The sequence below is a fragment of the Kribbella sp. NPDC051586 genome (assembly GCF_044453965.1).
In the GTDB taxonomy this organism is placed as follows: domain Bacteria; phylum Actinomycetota; class Actinomycetes; order Propionibacteriales; family Kribbellaceae; genus Kribbella.
Genome location: NZ_JBITDF010000005.1, coordinates 556,347 through 575,352 on the forward strand (window position 1 = coordinate 556,347; position 19,006 = coordinate 575,352).

Consider the following 19,006-nt stretch of genomic DNA (forward strand, 5'->3'; position numbering starts at 1 on the left):
TCATGCATGTGCATCTAATGTCTAGGCATTAAATGCGTTTGCATTGAATGCGTGTGCATGCTATGGTCGCCGACATGACCGCTACGAAGGTCAGCGTTGGGACTGGTGAGACCAACGCCGATGTGCGCGAATGGCGCGAGCTACTGGCTCGCCACGCAGACCTGACCTGCGCCCTCGACCGGGCGCTGCAGGTGGGCCACTCGCTGGGCATGAGTGAGTACGAGGTGCTCGAGCGGCTCGCCGAGCTGCCGGAGCGTTCCGCGAAGGTGGCGACGATCGCCAAGTCCGTGCACCTCAGCCAGAGCGCCCTCTCCCGGGTGATCGGCCGCCTCGAGGTGGCCGGCCTGGTCGAGCGCCACATGTGCCCGGAGGATCGCCGCGCGATCAACGTCCGCCTGACCGACGAGGGTCTGCAGCTTCAGGGCGAGGCGCAGCCGACCCAGCGCCGTGTGCTCGCGGAGCGCCTGCACGCACCTCTCGTGAAGAGCTGCGAGCCTCTACCCTCGACGAGTGACTGAGACCTTCGACGACGCCCGCGAGGTCATCGCGGACCTGCATCGCATCGTGACGCCGTCGGGCGTCCAGGAGAGCTACGAACTGAAGGCCGGTGGCATCGACCACTGCGTCTATGCCCGCGGCCAGGATCGCTCGAACCCGGTCATCTTCTTCGTCCACGGCGGTCCGGCCTCGCCGCTCGCCCCGGCGGCCTGGGAGTTCCAGCGACCCGTCGAGGAGTACTTCACCGTCGTCACCTACGACCAGCGCGCGGCCGGCCGCACCCTGCGCGCCGTCGACCCGAGCACGATCTCGGACACGCTCACGGTCGCGCAGTACGCCGCGGACGCCATCGAGCTCGCCGAGCAGGTCAAGGAGCGGTACGGCGTCGAGAAGCTGATCCTGCTCGGCCACAGCTGGGGCAGCATCGTCGCCATGCAGGCTGCCTTGACCCGCCCTGACCTGTTTTACGCGTACGTCGGGATCGGCCAGATCGTCGACGGCCGCGCCAATGAGGGTCTGTGTTTCGAGTACGCGATGCAGCAGGCCCGCGAGCACAATCACACCGAGGCGCTCGAGCAGCTCGCGTCGATCGCGCCGTACCCGGGTGAGGGGCCGGTGACCCGCGAGCGGATCATCATCGCGCGGCAATGGGCGCAGTACCGCGGCGGCCTGTCGGCGTACCGTGAGGACTCGCTGTACTACTTCCAGGCGCCGCTGCTGTCACCGGAGTACACGGTCGAGGAGAGCGAGACGATTGGTGAGGGCAACGAATTCACGTTGGGCCGCGTTCTCGACGAGATGCTCACGATCGACTACTCCGGGGTGACCGAGTTCCCGATCCCGGTGCTGATGTTCTTCGGACGGCACGACTACACGACGCCGACGAAACCGGTAGAGGCGTGGCTCGAGGCAGTCGAAGCGCCTTATAAACAAGCGATCTGGTTCGAGCACTCGGCGCATCTCGCGCCGTGGGAGGAGCCCGGCAAGTTCCTGATCAGCCTGGTGGACCACGTCCGTCAGTTGAGCGAGTAGCTGTAGCCGTTGGCAACGAGTCCGGCGAGGACGCGTTCGCGATGCTCCTCGCCGCGGAGCTCGAGCTGCAGGGCGACCTCGACCTCCTCCAGGCTCAACGTCTCCGAGATCCGCTCGTGCACGATCTCGATGATGTTCGCGTCCAGCGCGGCCAACTGGGTCAGCAACGTGGCCAGTCCGCCGGGCGTGTCCGGGATCCGCACCCGCAGCGAGAGGTACCGCCCGGCCGCCGCCATACCGTGCCGGATCACGCGCATCAGCAACAGCGGGTCGATATTGCCGCCGGACAGCACCACGACGACCGGCGGCTTGAACCGTTTGGGCTCGTCGAGTACGGCGGCGACCGCGGCGGCGCCGGCCGGTTCGACGACCAGCTTCGCCCGTTCGAGTACGAGCAAGAGGGCCTTGGACAACGAGTCCTCGTCGACGGTCCGCACGTCACCGACGTACGCCTGCACCGCCTCGAACGGCACCTTCCCGGGCAGCCCGACCGCGATCCCGTCCGCCATCGTCGCCATCCGCTCCAACTGCACCGGCTCCCCCGCCGCGAGCGACGCCGGGTACGCCGCCGCGCCGGCCGCCTGTACGCCGACCACCTCGATCGGCATCCCGTCGCGCTGCATCGCGGCCGCGATCCCGGCCAGCAACCCGCCGCCACCGGTCGGTACGACGACGGTCCGCACCTGCGGGCACTGCTCGACGATCTCGAGTCCCGCGGTCGCCTGACCGGCCACGATGTCGGGATGGTCGAACGGATGGATCAGCACCGCGCCGGTCTCGGCCGCGAACGTCCGCGCCGCGATCAGGCAGTCGTCGATCGACGTGCCGACGAAGCGGATCTCCGCGCCGTACGCCCGGGTCGCCTTCTCCTTCGGGATCGGCGCACCGTGCGGCATGAACACGGTCGACTTGATGCCGAGCAGTTGCGCCGCGAGCGCGACACCCTGCGCGTGGTTGCCGGCGCTGGCCGCGACCACGCCCCGGCCGCGCTCGGCCTTGGACAACCGGGCCATCCGCACGAACGCGCCACGCAGCTTGAACGATCCGGTCCGCTGCAGGTTCTCGCACTTGAGGAACACGTCGCCGCCGACGAGTTCGCTCAACCACCGCGAGTACTCCAACGGCGTCGGCGCCACCACGTCGTGCAACAGATCGGCCGCCCGCGCAATGTCCCTGGCATCGATCACAAAATCACTTTACGTTTCGCGGTGGGCACATACGCTGCAGCACATGAGAGTCACGGTTGTCGGCGTGTCAGACACCTCCGTCGAGGTCCCGGACGGCACGTGGTTCCCCGATGTCGAACCGACCATCCTCGCGTTGCGTTCGCAGGGAATCGAGACCGCCGTACTGACCTGCCTCTCCGAGGAGCCGCTCACGTATGACGTGCTCCCCGGCGCCGGCAACTCGGACCTCCCCGCCTGGACGAAGCCAGAGTGGTACGACGAGGCGCTCCCGTGGATCGCTGAGCACGTAGAGCCGACCGGTCCGTGGACGCAGGTGCGCTCCTGGGGACTGTCGAACGTGCTGCGCATTCCAACCGCTGACGGCGACGTGTACTTCAAGGCAATCGCCCACTCCACCACCATCGAGCCACCCAGCCCAGACGCCTTGCCGCTCCTGTTCGCCCACGAGCCTCTGTTCCTCCAGCAGGCCTCGTCGGACCACCCGGGCGAGGTCCCGGCGCCGATCGCGATCGACGAGAAGCGCGCGTGGATGCTCCTTCCCGACCTGGGCACCCCGCTGGCCGCCGAGACCGACATCGACGTGTGGATCAACGCCGTACGCCGCCATGCACGTCTGCAACGTGGTTACGCCGATCAGCCCGGACGACTGCTGGATCTCACCTGCTTCGACCGACGCCTCGCCGTACTCGACGCCGAGCTGGACGGGTTGCTGGGCCCGAACCCGATGACCGACCAACTCGAGCCCGATGAGCGCGGCTTGCTCCCGGACCGCGCGAAACAGTTGCGCGAGGCAATCAACGAACTGGCTGCGATCGGCATCCCCGAGACGCTCCTCCACGGCGACCTCCACCCCCGGAACATCGCCGTCCGCGGTGACCAGGTGCTGGCCTTCGACTGGACCGATGCATCGTTGTCGCACCCGTTCCTGGACCTGGTGACGTTCTCCGAGCAGCAGTGGTCCCCGTTGTCGGCCGACCAGCAGGTGCTGGACGCGTACTTGAACGAGTGGGAGGACTACGCGACTCTCCCAGACCTTCGCCGAGCCCTCGCCCTGGCGACGGAGCTCGGCGCCCTCCACCAGACCATGACCTACGCCCACCTCCCCGGCCACCTCACCGGCCCCAGCAAAGCCTCCATGATTCGCGGCGGCCTCTGGTGGCTCCGGAGACTTCTCAGCAGCTCCCCTGCTTAGCGGTGGAGGACGGCCAGTTGGTTGCGCATGCCTCGGCGTACGGGTGGGTCCAGGTAGCGGTCCCAGTCCGGGCGGCGTTCGCCACGTAGGAGCGCGTAGTAGGCGAGCGCCTCGGACAAGGCGGCCTCGCGCAGGTAGCCGCGCGCGACCGGCTGCTTGCCGCGGCCGTTGGCGCGGGGACGTCGTTCGTACGCCGCGTTCGCGGTGAAGATGCCGAGACCGTAGAAGACTGTGATCAGGTCGGTCAGCGGCTCGTGATCAGGGCGGCGGTTCAGCGAGATCCGGTCTCCGCCGAGCAGCAACTCGTGCCCGACCTCATGCGCGTAGATCGCGATCAGCGCGACCGGATCATCGGCCAGCGTGGGCGACAGCTCGATCTGGTTCTGGCCGGTCCCGCGGCTCCAGCGACCGTGCTGCTCCTTCACCACCACAGTCGTCCCGCGGTTCGACGGTCGACGTACTCCGTTGAGCTCGAAGCTGAGCCCGCACTGCCCCGGCCGCAGATCCATCCGGCCGTCCACCCGGCCACAGAGCTCCGTCGCGGCTTCCCGGCTGCCGTCGTACCCGTCGGGGATGACGTCGTCCGGCAGCGCGATCGGGCGGAGCAGGATGTCCCGGCCGAACTCACCCACCAGCCAGTCCATCGACGAGCGGATCCATCGCCGGCTGCCGCCCGGCAACCGTTCGCGTGGAGCCTTCAGCTGGGACCGTACCTGCTGACTTCGTCGCATCATCCCGATCGGATTCCTCACCCGCCGGATCATGCCTGCCCGGCGTGCGCGCAAACCTTCCGGGGTCGCCGGGTCACCGTGAGTCGACAATCAGGTGAGCGGCGCGCCCTCCTGGATCGACGCGATCTCCGCGTCCTTCACCATCGACGCCAGCCGCGCGAAGGTGCGGATCCGCACCGCCCGGTCAAGCTCGGCCGGCATCACCGGCAACATCGAGACCGGCCACAACTCGTGCCGACGGAAGCAGTACGCCGCCAAGGCGTCCGAGGCCCCGCGCTCCCCCAGATAGCCGAGCGTCTGCAGAGCAGAGCGTCGGCCCGGCACCCGCTCGACCGCCTGGTTCGCCATGAAGACCCCGAACCCGTGGAACACAGCGAACAGGTCGGTCACCGCCTCGGCATCCGGCCGCTGCCGATCGATCAGGTGATATCCCCAGAGCACCTCGTGCCCGAGCTCATGGGCCGTCGCCGCCACCACCGCGGCCGGGTCGACGAGCGCATCGCCCGACAGCATCACCGCAGTACCGTCGTATCCGCCGGCGCGCAGATCCAGCCAGCAGGCGCGCGACCCGCTTCCGGGCAGCACAGACCAGACCGCCTCGGCGCGTGCGCACAGTTCGCCTCGTCGATCCGGGTCGGTCTCCTGGACGATCGCAGTACTGCGTTTCAGCTCGGCCTGCAGCTCGCGCTCGGCGAGCACCTCGATCTCGGGCGCGAAACCCGCCGCGGCGAGGGTATCCACCTCGGCCGCCGTCATCGTTGCCTTCAGCCCGGATACCGCGACGATGCCGGGGCGTTGCTCAGCCTGGAGCCGGTGGACGGCAGCGCTCCGGGCGGCGGCGCGGACCTCGTTCATGCGGAAGCCGAACCGGATCCGGTCGTCGGGCACCTCCATCCAGGCGCAGACCTTCAGGCAGAGCTCACGGGCGGCATGCGCCGAGCCGTCGTACCCCCTGGGCACGAAATCGCTCGGCAGCACCGGCGGCCGGCGAAGCGGCTCGACGCCGAACCGGCCGGTCAGCCAGTCGAGCGAGTCCTCGATCCATTGCTCGGGTCCCCCGGGCAGCATGACCTTCGGCCCGTACAGCAGCTCCCGGTCCCGTTGCCGGCGCCGCCACGCACCGATCAGTTTCATACCCGAACTGACGCGACCCGCCGGTTGCCCGTTCCATCGCGAACATTGCGGTTGGATCACCAGCCGAGGACGGTGGGCGGGCCTCCGATCAGCTCGTCGAGCCGGGCGGCGAAACGGGCGCGCGGCTCGGGGTCGAGGACCCTGTGCCAGGCCGGGACGAGCGGTCCGTCCTGGAGCACGCGATGCTGCTGGAAACGGTACGCCGCGAGCGCCTCGGCGATGGCCGTCTCGCCGAGGTATCCGAAGGTCTCCACGGTCGGGGTGCCGATCGTGGTCTCGTCGAGCGCGGCATTCGCCTGCGCGATGCCGAATCCGTGAAGCACGGCAAACAGATCGGTCAGCGGCTCCCGCAGTACGCCGGTGGCACCCGGCACGTCCGACGGCATCAGGACCTGATGACCAAGCTCGTGCGACGCCGCGGCCATCAGAACCGTCGGATCCGCGAGAACGTGGGAACCGAGCATGATGGCGGTGGATCCGGGCAGCAGCTCGACACCCGGCAGGCAATAGGTCAGGTCGGTCCATCGCCCGGCCGACGACGATTCCAGGCCGGCGGTCTCGGGGTCCGGCCGATCCAACTGCTGCTCGAGCTCGGCCCGCCGGACCGGGTCCGGCTCGGCCGCGATCTCGCGGCATCGAACCAACTCGGTGAGGAAGTCCAGGAAGGCGAACCGCTGGATCTCCGGCAGCAACCCGAGATCGGTGCCGTCCGGGTCCTCCGGCGCGGGGGCGCCTACCCCGCACTCGGCCAGCAGCTCTCCGAACCGGTCGTTCGGCGCGGCGCCCAGCAGCCGGGAGTACTTCCGGACGGCAGCGATGTCCGCCGGCGCCGCACCGCGGAAGGCGGGCAGGCTCTGCGCGACGTAGGCATCGACCAGCGTTGCCCCCAGCAACTGCCCGGCCTCGACCACCTTCTCGAGCCGGAAGCTGAACCGGATCCGCTCGGACGCGATGCCCATCCGGTCACTCACCTTGAGGCACAACTCCCGCGCGGCCGACTCGGACCCGTCGTACCCGACCGGCACGAACTCTCCCGGCACGACGGCGGGCCGGCGCAGCGGATCGGTCCCGAAGTGCTCGATGAGCAACCGCAGCGAGTCCTCGACCCACTGCCGCGCTCCACCGGGCAACTCGATCTTCGGCGCCCGCACGAAGTCGAGGAAGGACATGTCCGTCATGGTGACTCCGACGGCGGCCGGAGGCGTTGCGGTTCCGGTCACTTCAGCAGGAGTTTGCCGAGGCGGCGGGATGCGACGTACATGCCGAGGGTGCCGAGGGCGGCCAGGTAGAGGGCGTGGACGAGGAGGAACCAGCTGACGGTGCCGGTGGTGAAGGCGCGCTCGAGGACGACGCCCTGGTACAGCGGGGTGATCTCGACCAGCCAGCGGATCGCGCCGGGGTAGGTCTCGACCGGGTAGAAGGTGGCCGAGAACAGGAACATCGGCATGATCGCCAACTGCACGAACTCGAAGTCCTGCCAGCTGCGCATGAACGTCGTCAGCGCCATCCCCGCACCTGCGAACGCGAACCCGATCAGCACCGAGGCCGGCAGCGCGAGCAGCGCCCACCACGACGAGATCAGGCCCATGATCAGCATCACCAGGACGAACATCGCCGAGTAGATCGCTCCGCGCAGCAGTGCCCACGTGATCTCGCCGGTCGCCACGTCCCACGGCCGCAGCGGCGTCGCCAGCATCGAGTCGTAGAGCTTGGCGTACTTCATCCGGAAGAAGATGTTGTACGTCGAGTCGAAGATCGCGCCGTTCATCGCCGAACTGGCGAGCATCGCGGGCGCGACGAACGCGGCGTACGCGATCGTGGTCCCGTCGGACAGCGTGAAGTCGCCGACCAGGTGAGCGACGCCGATGCCGATCGACAGCAGGTAGAACACCGGCTCGAAGAACCCGGACAGGAACACGACCCACGACCGCCGGTAGAGCAGGAAGTTCCGCTCGACGATGTGCCGGCCCCCACCGAGCCGGACCGGAACCGGGACGACCCGGGCAGCGATGGTCGCCATCAGCGGATCAACTTTCTTGTGAAGCCGCGGACGGCGAGCCAGGTGCCGGCGATGAACCAGGCCAGCAGATAGACGACGTTGACGAGCGCGAGCCACGGATTCACGGTGCCGAGGCTCAGGTTGCGGGACAGGTCGACCGCGTGCCACAGCGGGCTGACGTACGCGAGCCACTCGATCCAGTTCGGCAGTTGTGAGACCGGGAAGAACGCGCCGGAGAACAGGAACGCCGGCACCACACCGAAGCGGAAGACCATCGCGAAGCCGGAGTCGTTCTCCAGGGTCGTCGCGTACGCCGCGATCGGGCCGGCCACCGCCATCCCGACGAGCAGCGCGACCGGCAGCCCGAGCACCCCGAGCGGCGACTTCAGCCCGCCGAACAACGCGATGATGACCAGGAACACCGCACACGAGCTCAGCACCCGGAACGCGATGAAGGCGAGCTGCCCGTACACCACGTCCGCCGGCCGCAGCGGCGTCGCGATCATCGAGTGGAAGAACTTCTGCCACTTGAGCCCGGACATCACCGGGTACGTCGACTCGCCGACCGCGATCTGCAACGCGGTCGAGGCCAGCAACCCCGGCGCGATGAACTGCAGGTAGCTGACCCCGCCGAGCGCGCCGGTCCCGTTGCTGTCGACGAACGAGCCGAGCCCGATCCCCATCGCGGCCAGGTAGAGCATCGGCAGCAGGAAGCTGCTGATCATCGTGCCCTTCCAGGTCCGCTTGTAGACGGTCAGCCAGTAGTCGAACATCCGGCGGCCGTTCTCCAGAGCTACTACGGCCATCAGTCGACCAACGTCCGGCCGGTCAACCTCAGGAACACGTCTTCGAGCGTGGAACGGCGAACCAGCACCGCGGCCGGCTCGAGACCGCGCTCGTGCACGGCGGCCACGGCGCGCTCACCGTCGTCGGTGTAGAGCAGCAGGCGGTCCGGAAGCACTTCGATGCGCTGGGCAAGATCCTCGACCTTGCCGGCCAGGGCGTCGTGGTCGGCGAGCATCACATCCGGGCCGAACCGCAGCTCGGTCACCTCGCGGGTGGAGTAGTCCCGGATCAGCTCGGCCGGCGACCCCTCGGCCGCGATCAGACCGCCGTCCATCACCACGAGCCGGTCGCAGAGCTGCTCGGCCTCGTCCATGTAGTGGGTGGTGATGATCAGCGTCACGCCGGCCTGTTTGAGCCGGAACAGCTTGTCCCACAACAGATGCCGGGCCTGTGGATCGAGGCCGGTGGTCGGCTCGTCGAGGAGCAGCAGGTCGGGCTTGCTGACCAGCGAGCGGGCGATCGTCAGCCGCCGCTTCATCCCGCCGGACAGCTCGTCGACCTTGACCTTCGCCTTCTCGGTCAGCGCGACGAACTCGAGCAGCTCGTCCGCCCGCTCGCGGCACTCGGCCCGGCTGAGCCCGAAGTACCGCCCGTAGATCGTGAGGTTCTCCCGGACGCTCAGCTCGGTGTCGAGGGTGTCGTCCTGCGGGCAGACGCCGAGCCGGGCGCGGATCGCCGGGCCGTCGGTGGCCGGGTCTAGGCCGAGGATGCGCAGGGTGCCGCCGCTGGTCGGGGAGACCGCGCCGATCATCCGCATCGTCGACGACTTGCCGGCGCCGTTCGGCCCGAGGAACCCGAACGCCTCGCCCCGCCACACATCCAGGTCGATGCCGCGGACCGCTTCGAAGTCGCCGTACGACTTCCGCAGGTCGCGGACATGGACCAAGGACTCCCGCTGCTCGCTCACCTTCCAGACACTAGACGCCCCGACGGACAGTTTTCTTGTTGTTTTGGGCGTACCCGAGCCGCTGCACGGCGTAGGCCTTCACCGCGGCGGCCAGCCACTCGGGCAGTTCGTCGTCCACGGAGGCGATGATCGAGCGCTGGTCCGCGTTCTCGAGTATCAGATCACCGAGCGCGTAGTACGACGCGGGCGTGGCGGGCCACAGCTCCAGCACCCCCTCGTAATGCTGCTCGGCCAGCTCGAGCGCCTCGGCAGAGTCCGGCCGTACGCCGCGGTCGCGGGCCGCTGCCATCCGCAGCAGCAGCCGGCGCCCTTCGTCCCCGAGCCGCTCGTAGTCCTCACGGGTCCAGCCGCCCGTCTCCCGGACCGCCTTCTCGAACCCCTCGGCCGCCGCCTCACCGAAGCGCTCGGCCAGGTCGTCCCGCAACCGGGATCGCGCCTGTGACAGCCCGGCGAAGAACTCCTCGTCGGTCACCGTCTCGTCGCCGGACAGCCCGGAGATCGTCCGGTCGATGGCACCGAGCATGTCGTCGAGCCGCCGCCGCTCGTGGAGGAGCTGCTCACGATGCTCCTGCAGCGCAACGACCTCGTCGTCCTGCTCGTCCAGGATCCGCGCGATCGCGGGCAGCGGTACGCCGAGCTCGCGGAGCAGCAGGATCCGTTGCAGGCGGAGCAGTTCGGGGCGTCCGTAGTACCGGTAGCCGTTCGCGGCGACCCGACCGGGTGGCAGGAGGCCGATGGAGTCGTAGTGGCGCAGCGTCCGCACCGAGACACCGGCGAGCCTGGCCACCTCGCTGACCGTGCGCTCCACGACACCTCCGGAAATCGGGCTGGACTATGACGTTACGTCACCCTTTAGCGTCCGGCGCATGGCATTCACCATCCTGCACACCCAGTTGGTCGACCGCGGCGCGACGCTGACCGCCGACTGCCTGCGCGTCGCGGACGGCCGGATCGCGGCCATCGGCGGCCCGGAGATCGCGCAGCCGGGCGACGCGCTCGTCGACGGCGCCGGCTCGACAGTGCTCCCCGGCCTGATCGATGCGCACGTCCACCTCGTGCCAGGGTGCACCCAGCTGGCGGCGACGTTCGGCGTGACCACGCTGATCGACCAGTTCAGCCTGCCCGAGGTGATCGAGGCGGAGCGGGCGCTCGGGCCGGACTTCCGGACGTCGAGCATCGGGGCGACCGCTCCGGGCGGCCACCCGACCATCGCGTACCCACCGTTCCCCTACGTCACCGGTCCGGACGACGCGAAGCAGTTCGTCGCCGACCGGGTCGCCGAGGGCGCGGACCACCTCAAGCTGATCTACGACGACGGCTCGGGTGCCATGTTGAACATCCCGACGCTGGACTCCGCGACGGTCCGAGCGTTGACCGACGAGGCCCACGCACACGGGCTCACTGTGGTAGCGCACGTGTCCACGGCGGCCGGTGCGATCACCGTTGCGGCGTGCGGAGGCGACGTACTCGCACATGCGCCTTCCGACCTGATGTCTGCGAGCGACGTCGCAGCGATTGCTGACGCGGGCGTAGCGGTGATTGCGACGCTCGACATCGTGGACGGGTTCAACGGGCCATCCGGGCGGTTGCCGTTGCTGGACGAGGCTGAGCTGATGGCACGGATGCCCGCGCGGTGGCGGCGGGTGCTGGACCGGCAGTCTCGTCGTTGGATGCCGCCACAGCCGCCGGACGGTGGTCCGGCTCGGGCGAACACGCTGGCGTTGCTGCGGGCCGGAGTACCTGTCCTTGCGGGGACAGACGCGCCAAACCCTGGCCTGGTCTTCGGAGCCTCGCTGCATCGGGAACTGGGGCATCTGGTTGCAGCAGGTCTCACACCGGCCGAGGCGCTTGTTGCGGCGACCAGTGCGCCGGCTGAGGTCTTCGGACTTGCAGACCGCGGCCGGCTCATGGTGGGGGCGCGCGCCGACCTCGTGCAGGTGGATGGGGATCCCCTGGCCGACATTGCCGCCACACAGCGGGTACGTCGTACGTGGATCGCCGGTCAGGCACCAGCGCACTACGCGGGCAGCGAGACGGAGCAGGCTGGAGTGCTGTTCCTTGGGGAGACCACTCAGCGCATCGTTGCTGCGCTGAAGGAGCAGTGGCCGGGTTTCCCGGCACCAGTGGATGTGGTGCGGGACGACGGGGAGGTGCTCGGACGGATCGTGCCGGTGACAGGTGGGTGGTTGCCGACGACTGTGTTCGGTGCTGCGCTCGGACCGGTGAGTGATCGCGACGGTGCGGTCGAGACCGTCGAGCGTGAGGGACTCGCGAGCCTTGGCGAGACGTGGTGGGCGCGGACCGACGGACCGGACTGGCAGGAGGCTGTGCTGGTCGAAGCGCAGCCGGATCGCGTCCGGCTGCGCTGGAAGGACCCGCTCCTCGAGCAACCGCCGAGCGGCCGGTGGTACGACGTCATCGACCTCGACGTCTCGCGGACCCGCCCCGCCTGATCAACCGCGGCCGACGTACGGCATGCCGGCGGCCATCACGGTCAGGGTCGGTACGGCGACCGTGGTCGGCAGCTGCGCGATCCGGACCACGAAGTCCGCGACGATCTTCGGGTCGAACGTCGGCTCGACCGCGATCGAACCGTCCGGCTGGAGCACGCCCTGCTCCATCCGGCGGGTCATCGCGGTCGCGGCGTTCCCGATGTCGATCTGGCAGGCGGTGATGCCGTGCGCGCGGCCTTCCAGCTCGAGTCCCTTGGTCAGGCCGCTGATGGCGTGCTTGCTGGCGGTGTACGCGATGCCCTGCGGCCGTGGCACGTGCGCCGAGATGGACCCGTTGTTGATGATCCGGCCACCTTTCGGATCCTGCCGCAGCATCAGGTCGAACGCCGCCTGCGCACACAGGAACGAACCGGTCAGATTGGTGTCCACCACCCGCCGCCAGTCCTCCTCCCGCACGTCCTGGACCCCCGCCGCCGGCGACCCGGTCCCCGCGTTGTTCACCAACACGTCAATCCGGTCCAGCCCCCCGAAGAACCCCCGAACCGCTCCCCCATCAGTTACATCCAGCACAGCACCTTCCACCACGCCCCACCCCGCGCCCCCGCCACCTTCCCCACTTCCCGCCGCCGCAGCCGAGCTAGCGGCTGCCGCGGCGGTTTCTTCAAGCTTTTCTCTGGTCCTGCCCGTCACCCACACGCGGTATCCAGCCGCCGCGAGTGCCAGCGCCATCTCCCGCCCCAGTCCGGACCCGCCACCGGTCACCACGGCCACCTGCGTCATCGCGCCACCTTTCTCCGACCTCGTTCGACTGCCGTCCAGGATGGCAGCAACGCGGCCGCGACCGCTGTCATGACCAGGAACTCCAGCCAGACCCCGCCACCCAGCGGCGGCACCAACTCCTGGGTCAGGTTCCACGCGGCGTGCACGAGGATCGCCGCCGGCACGCCTCCGCGCAGCTTCTCGGTCACGAACAACATCACGAACGACAGCGGGAACAGCTCCAGGAAGAACGTCAGCCCCGCCTGCGTGAACAACCCGTCGTCGTGCTGCCCGGTCCCGTTCAGGAAGTACAGCGGCACATGCCACAGCCCCCACGCCGCCCCGAGAACCGCAGTAGTCCCGAGCGGCCCGAAGTACTCACGCAGCCGCGGCTGCACGTACCCCCGCCACCCGAACTCCTCGGCCACCGGCCCAGCCAGAAACGTGTACGCCGCCGCGCCGAGCAGACCGCCCGCACCCGACACCACGGACGCAGCGTGGTCCGGCAGCGCCGGCAGATCCCCCATCAGCGCCGACGCCACCAGCGATGCCAGCGCACCTAGTACGACGGCAGCCACCGGCCAGACCGGCGACCAGCGGACGACGCGCCGCCGCTCCCGGTACCGCAGCCACATCACCAGCGCCGCCAACGACGGACCGGCCGCCGCGAGCGAGAACACGAGCACGCCCACGCCTTCGTCGAGATCCACCCCGAGTACGCCGAGAACGGCCCACGGCACCCACGTCAGGGCAAGACAGATAGCTCCGAACTCCACCAATCGCCTCTTGATCACCGCCCAAGCCTCGTGCGGGCGCGGCAGTGCGGCCAGGGTGCTGGACCGACCCCTGGAGGGGATGCCAGCACTACCTCGCGTCACAAAACACACCCCTCCGCCGTCGAAAGCATGTAAGGGATTCCATTTCCACTGCGGACAGTGACCATCCAGCGACTAAGAGCAAATGAGTGGCGACTCACTTGAACATCTTGGAAACTCATTTGCGTGTATCACGCAAGCATGTATATGCTTGCAGCATGCAAGTAAACGACGCGTACACACCGCAGACCCCCATCGAGGGCGTCATGCACGCGTTCACCCGGATCGGACGCCGGCTCAAGGCCAAGCAGCCCGGCGACACGATCGACCACAGCGCACACGTCGTGATGTTCGCGTTGCGGTGCAACGGCGCACTGCGACTGTCCGACCTCGCCTCGAAGCTGGAGCTCGACGCCTCGACCACGAGCCGGCACGTCCGGTCCCTGGAGCAGCTGGGCCTGGTCCGCCGCTCCCCCGACCCCGACGACGGCCGGGCCTTCCGGGTCGAGCTGACCGAGGCAGGCTTCGAGCAGTGGGAGGCCAGCGCCCGCCACCGGATGGAGCTGCTGAGTGCCGCGATGGAGGGCTGGTCCGAGGAGGACGTGCAGACCTTCGAGCGGCTGATGACCCGCTTCGCGGACGGCGTCGCCGCCCGGACCGAAGTACCCACCAGCGCCGCCTGGGCCGACAAGGGGTGGGCCGCTGTGGCCCCGAGACCTTCCGCCGGGGCCGAGCGCAGTACCGACAAAGACTTCACCGCCGACGGCGATCCCGTCAGCAGTGAGAACACCGACAAGAACCTGGAGAGCACCAGATGAGCACCACAGAGCCCGCCACCGCCGGCGGAGCCTCAAATACTTCGGACGGCGGCCCCAACTACCTGTCCCACAAGCAGATCCTGGTCATCCTCGGCGGACTGATGGCCGGCATGTTCCTGGCTGCGCTCGACCAGAGCATCGTGGGTACCGCGCTGCCGCGGATCGTCAGCGAGTTCAACAGCCTCGACAAGCTGTCCTGGGTGGTCACGGCGTACCTGCTGACCTCGACCGCCTCCACGCCGCTGTGGGGTAAGATCTCCGACCTCTACGGCCGCCGCCCGCTGTTCATCGCGGCGATCGTCACCTTCCTCGGCGGCTCGGTGCTGTCCGCGCTGTCGCAGAACATCGAGCAGCTGATCGGCTTCCGCGCCGTCCAGGGTCTGGGCGCCGGCGGTCTGATGTCACTGGCCTTCGCCACCATCGGCGACGTGATCCCGCCGCGCGAGCGCGGTAAGTACATGGGGTACTTCGGCGCCGTCTTCGGCCTGTCCTCGGTGGCCGGCCCGCTGCTCGGCGGTCTGCTCACCGACGGTCCCGGCTGGCGCTGGATCTTCTGGATCAACGTCCCGATCGGTCTCGTTGCCCTGGGCATCGTTGCCGCCGTACTGCGGCTGCCGCACGTGAAGCGCTCGCACAAGATCGACTACCTGGGCGCCTCCACGATTGCCGCAGCGGTCACCTCGCTGCTGCTGGCCATCTCCTGGAGCGGTCCGACCAACGGCTGGGGTACCGGTACCACGATCGCCCTGCTGGCGGCAGCCGTCGTACTCGCCGTCGCCTTCGTGATCATCGAGCTGCGGGTGGCCGAGCCGATCATCCCGATGGACCTGTTCAAGGGCCGGATCTTCTCCGGGTACGCCGGGTTCGCGTTCCTGCTCGGCTTCGCGATGTTCGGTGCGCTGATCTTCCTGCCGCTGTACCTGCAGGCGGTCAAGGACCTGTCGCCGACCCGCTCCGGCCTGGCGTTGCTGCCGATGATCGTCGGTATCTTCTCCGCGTCGATCCCGAGCGGCCAGATGATGAGCAAGAGCGGCCGGTACAAGCACTTCCCGATCATCTCCGCGGTCCTGGTCAGCGGCGCGATGGTGCTGCTGTCCACGCTGAGCCTGAGCACGCCGTACTGGCAGCTCGCGATCTACATGTTCGTGATGGGCGCCGGTCTGGGTCTGTCGATGCAGATCACCGTCACCGCCGCGCAGAACAGCGTTCCCCGGCAGCACATGGGTAGCGCGACCTCGACGATGACGTTCTTCCGCTCGATGGGCGGCGCGATCGGTACGGCGGTCTACGGCGCAGTGCTGACCAGCCGTCTGAAGGTCCACCTGGGCGACATCATCCCGAACGCCACGCAGTCGATGGTCGACGGACTGGCCAAGGCGGCCAACAGCGTCCAGGCGCTGCACTCGCTGAAGGAGCCGCTGAAGGGCTTCGCCCTGCACGGGCTCGTCGACGCGATGGACGACGTGTTCCTGGTCTCCCTGCCGTTCCTGGCGATCGCGCTGGTGCTGGCGATCATCACGCCGGAGCAGCGGCTGGCCGGCCGCCACGACGGCCCCAAGGCCGAGGGTGAGCCCGAGGACTCGCTGGAGTCCTCTGCCGCGGCCGCGATGCACTGAGGTTTACCGCAGCGAGGTTTACCGCACTGAGACCAAACTCCGGTTGACCTACCCGACAGCCGCCCTGGGAAGCTTCCCAGGGCGGCTGTTCTTCTGCTGTACGTGAGACGAACGTGCCGCCTGACCCCGCCGGGGTCTTAGTTTCGACAGCAGAGTGTGACGGACCGCGGTAACAGTCACAGGACAGGGACAGCCTCACGGATGAAGACTCTTGACCGGCCGTTGGACGACGACGACCGTGCGATGGCGGACCTCGCCGAGGTCCGCGACTGGCGACGCCTCGGCGGCCCGCAGGCCGGCAGCACCGGCCCGGTGCCGGTGCGCCGGCTGATCCGCCGGGTCAGGTCCGCGACCAACTGGAAGCCGTGGCCGATCAACCGCAGGACGGTGATCGACGACCAGCTCGACGGCTGGGGCTTCCTGACCCGGCGCAACACCGAGCTCGCGGTGTACGACGACCAGGTGCTGCCGCACAGCCCGTTCAGCGGCTGGGTCGCGTTCGCGCTGGAGCCCGCGGACGTCAAGGCCGCGGCCGCCGGACTCGACGAACACTGGCCGGAGAAGTTCGACCTCGCCTGCCGGCACTGGGGACAGCCCGCGTACGTCGGAGTCGAGAGCAAGGCCGGTTTCGTCGACGACTGGTCGCCCGGCGCGGGCACCGACCGGCGGCACCTGGCCGTGTGGACGCCGCCCGGCGCCGAGATCCATCTGTACAGCAACAAGCCGACGCGCGTGTCGGTGTCAGTCGGAATCAACTATTCGGTCTACCTCAACGAGGAGGGGACATGAGAAACGCCAAAGCCGCAGCCCGCGACCAGCAGCGCGACGACAGGTTCTCGAACGTCGGGAACCCGGCGCCCACCGGAGCCGTCGACAGCAGTGTGTCCGGCGCCTCGCTCACCGCCCTCGCGCACGAACGCCTCGCGGCCGTGGCCGGTCCGACGGCCAGGTCGCCGAAACTGGACGCGAACCTCCGGGCCGGACTGCTGCCACCGGGCCAGACACGGGCCGCCGGCAACGCCGGCGCACGCCCGCAGACCGGTGGGCCGACAGCACGCGGAAACGACCGGAAGGGCCGTGCCCGCTGACTCCGGAGCAGCCCGGAAACGCCTTGGTTTTCAGCACATTCCATGACCCTGACACCGCCGTACGGTTCTGCCGACGACGGCTTGAGCACCGACGGAAGGAACAAGCCCGGAATGAAAACGCAGGACAGGCCACTCGACGAGGACGACCGGGCCTTCGCCGACTTCGCCGAGGTCGCCGACTGGTCGGCGATCGCCGGACCGAACAACGACAAGAGCGGGCCGGAGGTCGTGCGGGCCATCGTGCAGCGGGTCACCGCAGCCACCGACTGGCAGCCCTGGCCGCTGGCCGCCGGCGAGCAGATCGACCCGGTGCTGGCCTCGTGGGGCTTCACCACCAAGCGCGGCAGCACGATGATCGTGTTCCCGGGCATGGCGTTCGCGGATGCCAAGAACAGCGGCTGGTGCGCGTACGGCCTCGAGCCGGGCGACCTCGCAGAGGCCGAGGCCGGGCTCGACGCCCACTGGCCGGACCACCTGGAACTGGCCCGCAAGCACTTCGGCGAGCCGGCGTACGTCGGTGACGACAGCCGTCCGGGCTTCCTCGACGAATGGGGTCCGGGCGCCGGCTCCGACAAGCGCCACCTGGCCGCCTGGCTGCTGCCGGGCGCGCACCTCCGGCTGTTCAGCACCAAGCCGGCCAGCTCCCCGCTGACCACCGCGGTCGGCGTCAACTACGCGGTCTACATCAACTAGGAGACGGAATGACGACCCCTTCCAACGAAGGCCCCGCGTGGCAGCAGGGCAGCTGGATGGAATCCGGCGACTGGCTGCGGAACCTGGACGCCAACCAGCAGCAGAATCTCCGTGCGTTCGTCGGCATGTCCCCGGAGCAGCGGGCAGCCACCCTCGAGTACGCGAATCTGGACACGCGCCAGCAGGCCAACCTGATGCGGGCGGCGAACACCGACCCGCTGCGCGACCGGGTGAACGCCGCGGTCCGTGGCGTCGTCGCGCGGGTTCAGCTGGCCTACGACAACACCCAGCACCGGCTGAGTGAGGCCGCCCAGACGCTGGCGACCCAGGCCCGCGAGTACCGCGACGCGGCGGTAGGCGGCGCAACGCGTGCCTACGAAGGCGCCCGCGACACCGTCGTACAAGGTGCCCGCGACACCCAGGCTGCCGTCGTCCGCGGCGCGAACGCCGTCGGGGACCGGGCCGAGGAGTTCGGTCAGCAGGTTGCCGGCGCGTACAACCGCGGCGTGGATCGCGCGAACGCGGCCGGCCGACAGATCGCCGAGACCTACCAGGGCGCCCGGGAGACCGTCGTCGACGCGGCGCAGCGCGGACAGGTCCGCCTCGACCAGGCGTGGCAGGCCGGCGCCGACCGCCTGAACGAGACCGGCCAGCAGATCGCCCAAGGCGCTCGGGATGCCCGGACCGCGGTCGTCGGTGGGGCTCGCGACGCCCGCGACGCTGTGGTCGGCGGTGCCCGGAACGCCCGGGACGCGGTCGCCGCGGCGCCCGGCAAGGTGGGCCGGTGGTTCGAGGCCAAGTTCAACAACACCATGCTCAAGGCCGAGAGCTCGCTCGCGACGTTCAACGCCGGCCGGAACAATCCGGACCTGCAGGCCGACATGTCGCAGGTGATGGACGACAAGAGCCGGCTCGCGATGATCCAGCAGTGGAGCCAGCAGCTCCGCGGTCCGATCTCGGTCGAGGCGAACGACGCCATCCAGAACCTCGCCCAGCAGTCCCAGGCCCGGCTCGAGACGCAGACCGCCGTCCGCGCCGGCCTGGTCGGCGTAGCCTCGCCCACAGGCGCCCCGGGGCAGGCCCAGCCGCAGTCCCCCGACCAGGGACAACAGGGACAACAGGGCAAGCAGGGCCAGCAGGCCAATCTCACGAAGAACAACGACAAGGACGGCTTCAAGCGCTGACCCCATCACCCGAGACGCCGCCGAGCCACGCTCGGCGGCGTCTTTCGTCCGTTG

20 protein-coding genes are annotated in these 19,006 nt (G+C 68.9%); 10 read left to right on the forward strand and 10 right to left on the reverse strand.

Translation table 11 applies throughout. From position 1 onward, the window contains the following. Positions 1-74 precede the first annotated feature (74 nt). The gene (locus ACIA58_RS36260; protein WP_396408370.1) at positions 75-518 is read left to right on the forward strand and encodes a MarR family winged helix-turn-helix transcriptional regulator; all 444 of its coding nucleotides are present in this window, start codon (positions 75-77) and stop codon (positions 516-518) included. Next, the gene (locus tag ACIA58_RS36265; RefSeq protein WP_396408371.1) at positions 511-1,530 is read left to right on the forward strand and encodes an alpha/beta fold hydrolase; all 1,020 of its coding nucleotides are present in this window, start codon (positions 511-513) and stop codon (positions 1,528-1,530) included. The genes ACIA58_RS36260 and ACIA58_RS36265 overlap by 8 nt, the downstream gene beginning before the upstream one ends. Here the strand turns inward: ACIA58_RS36265 and ilvA are convergent. Then, positions 1,515-2,717, reverse strand: coding sequence for a threonine ammonia-lyase (gene ilvA, locus ACIA58_RS36270; protein ID WP_396408372.1), 1,203 nt, complete (start codon positions 2,715-2,717; stop codon positions 1,515-1,517). The genes ACIA58_RS36265 and ilvA overlap by 16 nt on opposite strands. 43 nt (positions 2,718-2,760) lie before the next feature. Here ilvA and ACIA58_RS36275 point away from each other — a divergent pair, with 43 nt between their 5' ends. Further along, positions 2,761-3,909, forward strand: coding sequence for a phosphotransferase (locus tag ACIA58_RS36275; protein ID WP_396408373.1), 1,149 nt, complete (start codon positions 2,761-2,763; stop codon positions 3,907-3,909). On the opposite strand, the gene ACIA58_RS36280 is transcribed toward ACIA58_RS36275, so the two are convergent. From ACIA58_RS36280 to ACIA58_RS36310, 7 genes are all read right to left on the reverse strand, one after another. Next, complete coding sequence (locus ACIA58_RS36280; protein WP_396408374.1) at positions 3,906-4,661, reverse strand: hypothetical protein; 756 nt, start codon at positions 4,659-4,661, stop codon at positions 3,906-3,908. The genes ACIA58_RS36275 and ACIA58_RS36280 overlap by 4 nt on opposite strands. Before the next feature lie 69 nt (positions 4,662-4,730). Further along, positions 4,731-5,774, reverse strand: a complete 1,044-nt coding sequence (locus tag ACIA58_RS36285; protein ID WP_396408375.1) for a hypothetical protein — start codon at positions 5,772-5,774, stop codon at positions 4,731-4,733. 56 nt (positions 5,775-5,830) lie between these two features. Further along, positions 5,831-6,952 (reverse strand): hypothetical protein, encoded by a 1,122-nt coding sequence (locus tag ACIA58_RS36290; RefSeq protein WP_396408376.1) that lies wholly within the window; start codon positions 6,950-6,952, stop codon positions 5,831-5,833. Between the two features lie 38 nt (positions 6,953-6,990). Next, a complete protein-coding gene (locus ACIA58_RS36295) occupies positions 6,991-7,794 on the reverse strand; it encodes an ABC transporter permease (RefSeq protein ID WP_396408377.1) in 804 nt (267 codons plus the stop codon). Beyond that, a complete protein-coding gene (locus tag ACIA58_RS36300) occupies positions 7,794-8,579 on the reverse strand; it encodes an ABC transporter permease (RefSeq protein WP_396408378.1) in 786 nt (261 codons plus the stop codon). Before ACIA58_RS36300 ends, ACIA58_RS36295 begins: the two co-directional genes overlap by 1 nt. After that, positions 8,579-9,526 carry an ABC transporter ATP-binding protein gene (locus tag ACIA58_RS36305; protein WP_396408379.1) on the reverse strand — a complete coding sequence of 316 codons (948 nt, stop codon included), beginning with the start codon at positions 9,524-9,526 and terminating at the stop codon, positions 8,579-8,581. The genes ACIA58_RS36300 and ACIA58_RS36305 overlap by 1 nt, the downstream gene beginning before the upstream one ends. Positions 9,527-9,536: 10 nt before the next feature. Beyond that, entirely contained in the window at positions 9,537-10,334 is a 798-nt protein-coding gene (locus tag ACIA58_RS36310) for a MerR family transcriptional regulator (protein ID WP_396408380.1), read from the reverse strand. A gap of 58 nt (positions 10,335-10,392) precedes the next feature. Between ACIA58_RS36310 and ACIA58_RS36315 the strand changes: the two genes are divergently transcribed. Next, positions 10,393-11,979, forward strand: coding sequence for an amidohydrolase family protein (locus tag ACIA58_RS36315; protein WP_396408381.1), 1,587 nt, complete (start codon positions 10,393-10,395; stop codon positions 11,977-11,979). On the opposite strand, the gene ACIA58_RS36320 is transcribed toward ACIA58_RS36315, so the two are convergent. Both ACIA58_RS36320 and ACIA58_RS36325 read right to left on the reverse strand, forming a co-directional pair. Then, on the reverse strand, positions 11,980-12,759 hold the full coding sequence (locus tag ACIA58_RS36320; protein WP_396408382.1) for an SDR family oxidoreductase: 780 nt from the start codon (positions 12,757-12,759) through the stop codon (positions 11,980-11,982). After that, positions 12,756-13,532 carry a type II CAAX prenyl endopeptidase Rce1 family protein gene (locus ACIA58_RS36325; RefSeq protein WP_396408383.1) on the reverse strand — a complete coding sequence of 259 codons (777 nt, stop codon included), beginning with the start codon at positions 13,530-13,532 and terminating at the stop codon, positions 12,756-12,758. Before ACIA58_RS36325 ends, ACIA58_RS36320 begins: the two co-directional genes overlap by 4 nt. Before the next feature lie 239 nt (positions 13,533-13,771). Here ACIA58_RS36325 and ACIA58_RS36330 point away from each other — a divergent pair, with 239 nt between their 5' ends. The 6 genes from ACIA58_RS36330 to ACIA58_RS36355 all read left to right on the forward strand — a co-directional run bounded on the left by ACIA58_RS36330 (position 13,772) and on the right by ACIA58_RS36355 (position 18,952). Beyond that, positions 13,772-14,371, forward strand: a complete 600-nt coding sequence (locus ACIA58_RS36330; RefSeq protein WP_396408384.1) for a MarR family winged helix-turn-helix transcriptional regulator — start codon at positions 13,772-13,774, stop codon at positions 14,369-14,371. After that, the gene (locus ACIA58_RS36335; protein ID WP_396408385.1) at positions 14,368-15,987 is read left to right on the forward strand and encodes an MDR family MFS transporter; all 1,620 of its coding nucleotides are present in this window, start codon (positions 14,368-14,370) and stop codon (positions 15,985-15,987) included. The genes ACIA58_RS36330 and ACIA58_RS36335 overlap by 4 nt, the downstream gene beginning before the upstream one ends. Positions 15,988-16,188: 201 nt before the next feature. Beyond that, on the forward strand, positions 16,189-16,776 hold the full coding sequence (locus tag ACIA58_RS36340) for a hypothetical protein (protein WP_396408386.1): 588 nt from the start codon (positions 16,189-16,191) through the stop codon (positions 16,774-16,776). Next, positions 16,773-17,075, forward strand: coding sequence for a hypothetical protein (locus ACIA58_RS36345; RefSeq protein ID WP_396408387.1), 303 nt, complete (start codon positions 16,773-16,775; stop codon positions 17,073-17,075). The genes ACIA58_RS36340 and ACIA58_RS36345 overlap by 4 nt, the downstream gene beginning before the upstream one ends. Positions 17,076-17,186: 111 nt before the next feature. After that, positions 17,187-17,768, forward strand: a complete 582-nt coding sequence (locus ACIA58_RS36350; RefSeq protein WP_396408388.1) for a hypothetical protein — start codon at positions 17,187-17,189, stop codon at positions 17,766-17,768. Between the two features lie 8 nt (positions 17,769-17,776). After that, a complete protein-coding gene (locus ACIA58_RS36355; RefSeq protein WP_396408389.1) occupies positions 17,777-18,952 on the forward strand; it encodes a hypothetical protein in 1,176 nt (391 codons plus the stop codon). Positions 18,953-19,006 lie beyond the last annotated feature (54 nt).

Excerpts from the sequence above, each read along its gene's own strand:
- ACIA58_RS36330 (WP_396408384.1), top strand. The coding sequence starts at position 13,772 with ATGCAAGTAAACGACGCGTACACACCGCAGACCCCCATCGAGGGCGTC.
- ACIA58_RS36260 (WP_396408370.1), top strand. The coding sequence starts at position 75 with ATGACCGCTACGAAGGTCAGCGTTGGGACTGGTGAGACCAACGCCGAT.
- ACIA58_RS36275 (WP_396408373.1), top strand. The coding sequence starts at position 2,761 with ATGAGAGTCACGGTTGTCGGCGTGTCAGACACCTCCGTCGAGGTCCCG.
- ACIA58_RS36350 (WP_396408388.1), top strand. The coding sequence starts at position 17,187 with ATGAAAACGCAGGACAGGCCACTCGACGAGGACGACCGGGCCTTCGCC.
- ACIA58_RS36295 (WP_396408377.1), bottom strand. The coding sequence starts at position 7,794 with ATGGCGACCATCGCTGCCCGGGTCGTCCCGGTTCCGGTCCGGCTCGGT.
- ACIA58_RS36345 (WP_396408387.1), top strand. The coding sequence starts at position 16,773 with ATGAGAAACGCCAAAGCCGCAGCCCGCGACCAGCAGCGCGACGACAGG.
- ACIA58_RS36335 (WP_396408385.1), top strand. The coding sequence starts at position 14,368 with ATGAGCACCACAGAGCCCGCCACCGCCGGCGGAGCCTCAAATACTTCG.
- ACIA58_RS36355 (WP_396408389.1), top strand. The coding sequence starts at position 17,777 with ATGACGACCCCTTCCAACGAAGGCCCCGCGTGGCAGCAGGGCAGCTGG.
- ACIA58_RS36315 (WP_396408381.1), top strand. The coding sequence starts at position 10,393 with ATGGCATTCACCATCCTGCACACCCAGTTGGTCGACCGCGGCGCGACG.
- ACIA58_RS36320 (WP_396408382.1), bottom strand. The coding sequence starts at position 12,759 with ATGACGCAGGTGGCCGTGGTGACCGGTGGCGGGTCCGGACTGGGGCGG.
- ACIA58_RS36340 (WP_396408386.1), top strand. The coding sequence starts at position 16,189 with ATGAAGACTCTTGACCGGCCGTTGGACGACGACGACCGTGCGATGGCG.
- ACIA58_RS36300 (WP_396408378.1), bottom strand. The coding sequence starts at position 8,579 with ATGGCCGTAGTAGCTCTGGAGAACGGCCGCCGGATGTTCGACTACTGG.
- ACIA58_RS36290 (WP_396408376.1), bottom strand. The coding sequence starts at position 6,952 with ATGACGGACATGTCCTTCCTCGACTTCGTGCGGGCGCCGAAGATCGAG.
- ACIA58_RS36285 (WP_396408375.1), bottom strand. The coding sequence starts at position 5,774 with ATGAAACTGATCGGTGCGTGGCGGCGCCGGCAACGGGACCGGGAGCTG.